Origin of the sequence: Microbacterium sp. SCN 71-21, from assembly GCF_001725695.1 — a bacterium.
GTDB lineage: Bacteria > Actinomycetota > Actinomycetes > Actinomycetales > Microbacteriaceae > Microbacterium > Microbacterium ginsengisoli.
Genome location: NZ_MEGA01000091.1, coordinates 1 through 8056 on the forward strand (window position 1 = coordinate 1; position 8056 = coordinate 8056).

General features: G+C 70.5%; 9 protein-coding genes and 1 pseudogene. 8 read left to right on the forward strand and 2 right to left on the reverse strand.

What is annotated here, in order from left to right; all coding sequences use genetic code 11:
* The coding region (locus ABT08_RS11615) for a thiamine pyrophosphate-binding protein (RefSeq protein ID WP_200934397.1) at window positions 1–132 on the reverse strand (132 nt) is incomplete at its 3' end.
* Between the two features lie 116 nt (window positions 133–248).
* Here ABT08_RS11615 and ABT08_RS11620 point away from each other — a divergent pair.
* The 7 genes from ABT08_RS11620 to ABT08_RS11650 all read left to right on the forward strand — a co-directional run bounded on the left by ABT08_RS11620 (window position 249) and on the right by ABT08_RS11650 (window position 7162).
* The gene (locus ABT08_RS11620) at window positions 249–986 is read left to right on the forward strand and encodes a FadR/GntR family transcriptional regulator (RefSeq protein ID WP_045245836.1); all 738 of its coding nucleotides are present in this window, start codon (window positions 249–251) and stop codon (window positions 984–986) included.
* 266 nt (window positions 987–1252) lie between these two features.
* Window positions 1253–2539: an MFS transporter gene (locus ABT08_RS11625; protein WP_288115064.1), complete on the forward strand. Its 1287-nt coding sequence runs from the start codon at window positions 1253–1255 to the stop codon at window positions 2537–2539.
* The gene (locus ABT08_RS11630; RefSeq protein WP_288115060.1) at window positions 2536–4269 is read left to right on the forward strand and encodes a dihydroxyacetone kinase family protein; all 1734 of its coding nucleotides are present in this window, start codon (window positions 2536–2538) and stop codon (window positions 4267–4269) included. The genes ABT08_RS11625 and ABT08_RS11630 overlap by 4 nt, the downstream gene beginning before the upstream one ends.
* The gene (locus ABT08_RS11635; protein WP_045245840.1) at window positions 4262–4732 is read left to right on the forward strand and encodes a ribose-5-phosphate isomerase; all 471 of its coding nucleotides are present in this window, start codon (window positions 4262–4264) and stop codon (window positions 4730–4732) included. The genes ABT08_RS11630 and ABT08_RS11635 overlap by 8 nt, the downstream gene beginning before the upstream one ends.
* Entirely contained in the window at window positions 4732–5502 is a 771-nt protein-coding gene (locus ABT08_RS11640; protein WP_288115061.1) for a triose-phosphate isomerase family protein, read from the forward strand. The genes ABT08_RS11635 and ABT08_RS11640 overlap by 1 nt, the downstream gene beginning before the upstream one ends.
* Window positions 5502–6299 carry a sugar phosphate isomerase/epimerase family protein gene (locus ABT08_RS11645; protein WP_288115062.1) on the forward strand — a complete coding sequence of 266 codons (798 nt, stop codon included), beginning with the start codon at window positions 5502–5504 and terminating at the stop codon, window positions 6297–6299. The genes ABT08_RS11640 and ABT08_RS11645 overlap by 1 nt, the downstream gene beginning before the upstream one ends.
* Complete coding sequence (locus ABT08_RS11650; RefSeq protein WP_045245845.1) at window positions 6296–7162, forward strand: phosphogluconate dehydrogenase C-terminal domain-containing protein; 867 nt, start codon at window positions 6296–6298, stop codon at window positions 7160–7162. Before ABT08_RS11645 ends, ABT08_RS11650 begins: the two co-directional genes overlap by 4 nt.
* Window positions 7163–7256: 94 nt before the next feature.
* Here the strand turns inward: ABT08_RS11650 and ABT08_RS11655 are convergent, their stop codons facing one another.
* Window positions 7257–7658 (reverse strand): SRPBCC family protein, encoded by a 402-nt coding sequence (locus tag ABT08_RS11655; protein WP_288115063.1) that lies wholly within the window; start codon window positions 7656–7658, stop codon window positions 7257–7259.
* Window positions 7659–7756: 98 nt separating this feature from the next.
* Between ABT08_RS11655 and ABT08_RS11660 the strand changes: the two are divergent.
* Window positions 7757–8056: pseudogene (locus tag ABT08_RS11660) on the forward strand (hypothetical protein); the annotation flags it as partial.

Sequence of the window (8056 nt, forward strand, 5' to 3'; positions counted from 1 at the left end):
ATACGCCACCGGCGCCAGGCTCATCGCCGTCCCCGGATGACCGTTCCCGACCCTCTCCACCGCATCCGCCGCCAACACCCGCGCCGCATCCACCGCACGCTGATCCAACTCATCCCAGGCAAGAATGGCCACTTCGTCCTCCGCATCGTGACGGCACTGTCGTCGGATGTCCCGGGCGGACACCGCGAACATTATTGACAAACCGGTTGACCAATTTCAAGTCCGCCTCTCCCCGGTATCGTGTCTGCATGCCCGCCTACCCGTCCGATCGTGCCGAGGACATCGCCGCCTCGCTGGTCGCGCTGCCGACGGGAACCCCCGTGACCGAGGTCGCCCGGCGCCTCCTCGATCTGTTCACGGGCGGGCAGGTCGCCCCCGGCACCCGACTCCCTCCCGAGCGTCAGCTCGCCGCGACCCTCGGGGTCGGGCGGTCCGCGGTGCGTGAGGCGCTCGCGGCGCTCGAGATCCTCGGCATCGTCGACGTGCGTCCGGGGTCGGGAACGTACCTCCGCGGCGCGGCGAGCGAGCTGCTGCCGCAGACCCTCCGCTGGGGCCTGCTGATCAGCGAGCACAACACCGTCGAGCTGCTCGAGCTGCGTTCCGGGCTCGAGACGTACGTCGCCCGACTGGCGGCATCCCGGGCAGAGAACGCCGCAATCTCGCGGGTTCAGGGGCATCTCGACGAGATGCGCGCGGCCCGCGACGACTACGCCGCATTCGCGGTGGCCGATCGAAAGTTCCACCAGGCGCTGGCCGAATCGGCCGACAACGCGACCCTCATCGACCTGCTGCACGTCGTGCGCTCGCTGCTGCACGTGTATGCGAATCGTGCCGTGCACGACGACGACAGCGTCGCGACCGCCATCGAGGAGCACGCGGCCGTTCTCGCCGCGGTCGCCCGTGGCGATGAGAACGGGGCTGCGGCGGCGATGGCCGACCACATGGCGACCGCCACGCATCGCCTCAAGGCCGAGATCACCCGATAGCGGCGAGATGCCCGCGATGCCTCTCCTCGCCGGCCGGAGGGGTCGCGTCGGCATGCCGTCGTCGCGGAGTGATCCGAGGCATCCGGAAATTCCGTCTTGCAATTGGTCAACCGGTTTGCCAAACTGTCCAACCGTGACAGCAGTCACAGATCAACGCTGATTTGCCAGGAGTCAATGTGGACACACGACCCACCACCGAGGCGAACCCGATCGCCCGGTCAGCCATCCGCAAGGTGGCAGTGCGCCTCGTACCGTTCGTCGCGCTGATGTTCTTCATCAACTACCTCGATCGCACCGCGATCGGGTTCGCCGCCCCCAACGGCATGAACACCGACCTGGCGCTCAGCGCCGCTCAGTTCGGTTTCGCCTCGGGCGTCTTCTTCATCGGATACATCATCCTCGAGGTGCCCTCGAACCTCGCCCTGCACCGCTTCGGAGCGCGCCGCTGGCTCGCCCGCATCATGGTCAGCTGGGGCATCGTGGCGCTCCTGTTCACGTGGGTGCAGAACTTCGAGCAGCTCGTCGCGCTGCGCTTCCTCCTCGGTGTCGCCGAGGCGGGCTTCTTCCCCGGAGCGATCCTCTTCCTGAGCATGTGGGTTCCGGCCGCCTACCGCAGCCGCATCCTGATGCTCTTCTACCTCGCCCAGCCGCTGACCACCGTCATCGGTGCGCCGCTCGCCGGTGCGCTCATCCAGCAGCACGGGGTCTTCTTCGGCCTCGAGGGCTGGCGCTTCATGTACTTGGGCGTCGCGATCCCCGCGATCGTCGTCGGTGTCATCGCCTGGTTCTACCTGAAGGACAAGCCCACCGAAGCGAAGTGGCTGACCCGCGACGAGCAGTCGTGGCTGACGACGGCCCTTGACGCGGAGAAGGTCGAGACCGGCGCCGCCGCCAAGCACACCTCGGTGAAGTTCGCCTTCAAGTCGGGTCGCGTGTGGGTGCTCTCGCTCGTCTACTTCGGCTTCATCTACGGCCTGTACGCGCTGGCGTTCTTCCTGCCGACGATCATCAAGGGTTTCCAGGATGCCGCGGGCACGAAGTTCGACGTCTTCCAGACCGGACTCATCACGGCGATCCCGTACGTGCCGGCCGCCATCGCGATGTACTTCTGGTCGCGCGACGCCTCGAAGCGCGGCGTGAAGACGTGGCACATCGCGATCCCCGCGGTCGTCGGCGCCGTCACCATCCCGCTCGCGCTCTACGCCGGCTCGCCCGCTGCGACGATCGCCGTCATCGGCCTCACGGCCATGTCGATCTTCGCCGCGCTGCCGAACTTCTGGACGCTGCCGACGCGCTTCCTCACGGGGGCCGCAGCCGCCGCCGGTGTCGCGCTCATCAACACGATCGGCAACATCGCGGGCTTCAGCGCGCCGTACATCACCGGTGCGGTGCACGACTGGACGGGCGGCTACCAGGTCCCGATGATCCTCGTCGGCGTCTTCATGCTGCTCTCGGCCGTGCTCGTCGTCTCGCTCGCGCGTCGTGACGCGAAGCTGCGCGCCACGGCAGCCGTCGCGCCGCAGACCGACGCCGTGGAGGAGAACGCGCGATGACCCGCCTCTGGAACACCCCTGCCGAGTTCGCCGACGAGATGGTCGACGGCTTCGTCGCCGCCCATCCCCGCTACGTGCGGAAGATCTCCGGTGGCGTCGTGCGCCGCGCCGTCTCCCCCGAGGGCCAGGTCGCTCTCGTCGTGGGCGGCGGCTCGGGCCACTACCCCGCCTTCGGAGGTCTCGTCGGACCCGGACTCGCGCACGGTGCGGCCATGGGCAACCTGTTCGCGTCACCTTCGACGCAGCAGGTGCTCTCGGTCGCCCGAGCCGCCGACAACGGCGGCGGGGTGTTCCTCTCCTACGGCAACTACGCCGGCGATGTGCTCAACTTCGACGCCGCCCAGGAGCGGCTGCGCGCCGAAGGCATCGCCTGCGAGACCGTCACCGTCACCGACGATGTCGCGAGCGCCCCGCTCGCCGAGCGCCACAAGCGCCGCGGCATCGCCGGAGACCTCACCGTGTTCCGTGCCGCCGGTGCGGCCTCGGCGGCGGGCTACCCGCTCGCCGAGGTCGCCCGCGTGGCGCGGCTCGCGAACGACCGCACCCGTTCGTTCGGCGTCGCCTTCACCGGCTGCACGCTGCCGGGTGCCCCCGAGCCGCTGTTCACCGTCCCCGAGGGGAAGATGGCGGTCGGCCTCGGCATCCACGGCGAGCCCGGCATCGACGTGGTCGACATCCCCTCGGCCGACGAGCTCGCCGCCCTTCTCGTCGAGCGCCTGCTCGCCGAGGTGCCGGACGGCGCCGACGGGCGCGTCATCCCCATTCTCAACGGCCTCGGCTCGGTGAAGTACGAGGAGATGTTCGTCGTCTACGGGCGCATCTCGGCACTGCTCGAGGCAGCCGGACTCACCGTCATCGACGCCCACGTGGGCGAGTACTGCACGAGCTTCGACATGGCGGGGCTCTCGCTCACCCTGTACTGGCTCGACGACGAGCTCGCCGACCTGTGGGAGACGCCGGTCGACACGCCCGCCTACCGACGCGGCTCGGTCGGCGCGGTCGAGCTGTCGGATGCCCCGGACGAGGCGCCTGTCGCGGAGGTCGTGCTGACCCCCGGCGACGCCGAGTCTGTGGCTCTCGCCGAGACCGTCGTCGCGGTGCTCGAGACGATCGTCGCCACGATCGACCAGAACGTCGACGAGCTCGGCCGCATCGACGCGATCGCCGGAGACGGCGACCACGGCATCGGCATGCAGCGCGGCTCCCACGCCGCCCTCGCCGCGGGTCGTGCGGCAGCCCAGGCGGGCGCCGGCGCCGGAACGGTGCTCGCGCAGGCCGCCGACGGCTGGTCGGACAAGGCCGGCGGCACCTCGGGCGCGCTCTGGGGCGTCATCCTCACCGCGATCGCCGGGTCGCTCGGCGACACCGGACGTCCGGAGGCGGCCGCGGTCGCCGCGGGCGTCGCCGCCGGCGCGAAGGGCGTGACCGACTACGGCAAGGCCGAGATCGGCGACAAGACGCTCGTCGACGCGCTCCTGCCGCTGACCGAGACCCTCACGGCGCGCATCGCCGCCGGAGACGACTTCCTCGACGCCTGGCAGGTGGCCGCGGCATCCGCCACCACCGCCGCCGAGGCGACCGCCGACCTGCTGCCGCGCATGGGCCGTGCCCGCACGCACGGCATGAACAGCGTCGGCACCCCCGACCCGGGCGCGATCTCGCTCGCGCTCATCGCGACCTCCGTCGGCGCACTCCTGGCCGACCGCATCGAAAGGAAAGCCCATGCCTGAGCCGCTGCGCATCGTCGTCGGATCCGACGACGCCGGATTCGACTACAAGGAGATCCTCAAGCGCGATCTCGAGAACAACGACGGCGTCGCGTCGGTGGTCGATGTGGGCGTGGACGCAGACGGGCACACCGCGTACCCGAAGGTCGCCGTGCAGGCCGCGGAGCTCGTCGCCCGCGGCGAGGCCGACCGTGCGCTGCTCATCTGCGGCACCGGTCTCGGTGTGGCGATCGCGGCGAACAAGGTCGCCGGCATCCGTGCCGTGACCGCGCACGACTCGTTCTCGGTCGAGCGCGGGGTGCTCTCGAACAACGCGCAGGTGCTCACGATGGGCCAGCGCGTCGTCGGCATCGAGCTCGCCCGCCGTCTCGTCAAGGAGTGGCTCACGTACCGCTTCGACGAGACCAGCGCGTCGGCCGAGAAGGTCGCCGTCATCGGACAGTACGAGACCACCGGCTCCTGCTGATGAGCACGGTCACGGTGGGGGTGAGCCTGAAGGCCTACTTCGGCAGGCAGCAGGCGCGCGACTGGTTCGCCGACGTCGCGGCGCGCGTGGCGCGTCACGACGCCGTGCAGGCCGGCGCGGTCGACGTGTTCGTCATCCCCACCTACCTGCAGATCGCCGACGCGCGGGCTGCGCTCGCGGGCACTCCCGTCGCGATCGGCGCGCAGGATGTATCCGCCTACGGCGTCGGCGCGTACACGGGGGAGATCACCGCGGCCGAGCTGGCCGACTCAGGCGTCTCGCTCGCCGAGATCGGCCACGCCGAACGCCGTCGGCTGTTCGGGGAGACCGACGACGTGGTGGCCGCGAAGGCCGCCGCCGCGCTCGCCCACGGCGTGACCCCGGTGCTGTGCATCGGGGAGACGATCGAGACGGATGCCGCCTCCGCCGCCCGCGCCACTGTCGCCCAGCTGCACACCGACCTCGCCGACGCCCCCGACGGACCGGTGATCGCCGCGTATGAGCCGGTGTGGGCGATCGGCGCCCCCGCGCCCGCCCCGGATGCGCACATCGTGACGGTGATCGCCGCGCTGCGCGAGGCGCTCGCGTCGCTCCCCGGCCGCGCCGGCTCGCGGGTGATCTACGGCGGGTCTGCCGGCCCCGGCCTCCTCGCCCGGCTCGGCGACGGCGTCGACGGACTCTTCCTCGGCCGTTTCGCACACGACCCGGCCGCGCTCGAGGCCGTGCTCGACGAGGCATCCGCTCTCGCGACCGCCCGACGGGGGGCGTGATGTTCGGCCTCAGCACCTATGCGTTCTTCTGGCAGCTCTCCGACCGGGTGAGCCGCCCGATGACCCTCGAGGAGGCGTTCGTCGCCACCAAGGAGTCGGGCGTCGACCTGTTCCAGATCTGCGACTACGCGCCGCTGGACACCTGGGACGACGCGCGCGTGGCGGATGCCGCGGCATCCGCTCGCGACCTCGGACTCACCATCGAGCTCGGCACCAAGGGCGTCGACGCCGCGACGCTGCGACGCTACCTGCACCTCGCCGACCTGTTCGGCGCGACGCTCGTGCGCAGCATGCTCTACTCGCCGACGACACGGCCCGACTCGACCGCCCAGGCGATCGCGTGGCTCGGGGAGACCCTTCCCGAGTACGAGTCCGCCGGAGTCACGCTCGCGCTCGAGACGTACGAGCAGGTCGCGACCCGCGACCTCGTCGCCGTCGTCGAGGGCGCCGAGAGCCCCGTGATCGGCGTCTGCCTCGACCCGGCGAACGTCGTCGCCCGCCTCGAGACCCCCGGCGACTGCATCGCGGTCGCCGCCCCGCACGTCGTGAACGTGCACGTGAAGGACTTCGCGTTCGCGCGCCAGGACGGCTGGGTGGGCTTCACCTACTCGGGCGCGCGCATGGGCGAGGGCCTGCACAACTACCCCGACCTGCTGCGCGCGGTACGTCCGCGGGAGCGCGGCATCAACGAGATCGTCGAACACTGGCTGCCCTGGCAGGGCGACGAGGAGTCGACGACCCGCACCGAGCGGGACTGGACCCGCACCACACTCGACTATCTGAGGAGCACACTATGAGCACCACTGCGACCGACACGTACAAGATCGCGGTCATCGGGGCCGGCGGGAAGATGGGCATGCGTGTGTCCAACAACCTCGTGAAGACCGACCACACCGTCTGGTACGTCGAGAACTCGCCCGCCGGTCAGCAGCGCACGCTCGACGCGGGCCGCACCCTCACCGACGCGGCCGAGGCCGTCGCCGACGCCGACATCGTCGTGTACGCCGTGCCCGATCTTGCCCTGCAGTCGGTGACCGCGCAGCTCGTGCCGCTGATGAAGGAGGGCTCGATCGCCCTCACCCTCGACCCGGCCGCCGCCTACGCGGGCCTGCTGACCGACCGCGCCGAGGTCATCCGCGCGGTCGCCCACCCCTGCCACCCGTCGATCTTCCTGCAGCGTCAGACCCCCGAGGAGTGGGCCGACACGTTCGGCGGCATCGCCGCCCCGCAGGACGCCATCGCCGCGATCGAGTCGGACGACCCGGCCAAGAAGGCGATCCTCGACGCGACCGTGCGCGCCATCTACGCGCCCGTCATCGACGTGCACTACGTGACGATCAAGCAGCTCGCCCAGCTCGAGCCGACCCTCGTCGAGACGATCGCCTGCATGATCGGGGCGCTGCTGAACGAGTCGCTGCACGAGGCCGTGCACACCATGGGCGTGCCCGAGGCGGCGGCCCGCAGCATCCTGTACGGCCACACCCAGGTGGCCCTCGCCAACGGCCTGCGCGGCGACAACCCGTTCAGCGACGCGTGCCTGATCGCGATGGACTACGGCCGCGAGTCGATCATCAAGGACGACTGGAAGAAGATCTTCCAGGACGACGAGCTCGACAAGAACCTGTCGCGCATGCTGCACCTCGACCACATCGAGCGCTGACCCCGAACGTCGCATCCCCCGGCCGCCTCGGCGTCGGGGGATGCGTCGTCTCCCGGCGCGGGAGAGAGTGGATGCCGCGGCCTCCGCGGCCGCGTCAGACGTCGCCCTCGAGCAGCTCGCGAAGGCGAGCGAGGTCGGCGGCCACGGCCGTCGCGTCGGCCTCGAACGCCTCGTCGCTCACGCCCGGGTACTGGAACAGGGTGAAGACGACCTCGGCGCCGTCGGCGTTGCGCAGCACCCGCAGCGAGTTCTGCACGATCGTGCCATCGGGGAAGACGACGTCGTGATCGAGGATGCCGAGCTCGACAGGGGCGGTGAAGACCACCTCGACCTCGCCCATGGGCGAGTCGGTGCGCCACCGGCCGCCGTGCTGACACACCCCGCTGCTGAGGCCCGCCGCCCACCGCGGCAGATTCTCGTAGGTGCCCGCGAACTCGGCGACGATCGCCGGGTCGCGATCGATGGTCTGGGAGATGTGACGCACCGGGAAGGTCATTCCTCGATCATGCCTGCGCAGCCTGTGCACGAGCCGCCCTTGCGCGGTGCCGGGGAGGGCCGGTAGGTCGTTCGCCGCGGCGGCGATATCGTCGGCGCATGAGCGACCACGACGCATCCCGTGACGAACGCGCCCGCGCCCTCAAGGAGCGCATCTACGTCACCTTCGCGGCGCTCGCCGTCGTCGTCACGCTCGCGAGCCACGGCGAACACGACGCACTGAACGCGCTCGTGACACTGCTCGTCACCGTGCTCGGCACGATCTTCGCCGTGTTCACCGCCGACGTCATCTCCCACCTCGTCGTGCACGAGCGGCTGATGAGCGCGCGCGAGCTGCGCAGCGCCGCGGCCACCAGCTTCGGTGCTCTCGGTGCGGTGGCGCTTCCGGCGGTGCTTCTG

Bases quoted from the DNA above. Each gene is read 5' to 3' on its own strand.
- ABT08_RS11650 (WP_045245845.1), top strand. From the start codon at position 6,296: ATGAGCACCACTGCGACCGACACGTACAAGATCGCGGTCATCGGGGCC.
- ABT08_RS11640 (WP_288115061.1), top strand. From the start codon at position 4,732: ATGAGCACGGTCACGGTGGGGGTGAGCCTGAAGGCCTACTTCGGCAGG.
- ABT08_RS11655 (WP_288115063.1), bottom strand. From the start codon at position 7,658: ATGACCTTCCCGGTGCGTCACATCTCCCAGACCATCGATCGCGACCCG.
- ABT08_RS11625 (WP_288115064.1), top strand. From the start codon at position 1,253: ATGTTCTTCATCAACTACCTCGATCGCACCGCGATCGGGTTCGCCGCC.
- ABT08_RS11620 (WP_045245836.1), top strand. From the start codon at position 249: ATGCCCGCCTACCCGTCCGATCGTGCCGAGGACATCGCCGCCTCGCTG.
- ABT08_RS11645 (WP_288115062.1), top strand. From the start codon at position 5,502: ATGTTCGGCCTCAGCACCTATGCGTTCTTCTGGCAGCTCTCCGACCGG.
- ABT08_RS11635 (WP_045245840.1), top strand. From the start codon at position 4,262: ATGCCTGAGCCGCTGCGCATCGTCGTCGGATCCGACGACGCCGGATTC.
- ABT08_RS11630 (WP_288115060.1), top strand. From the start codon at position 2,536: ATGACCCGCCTCTGGAACACCCCTGCCGAGTTCGCCGACGAGATGGTC.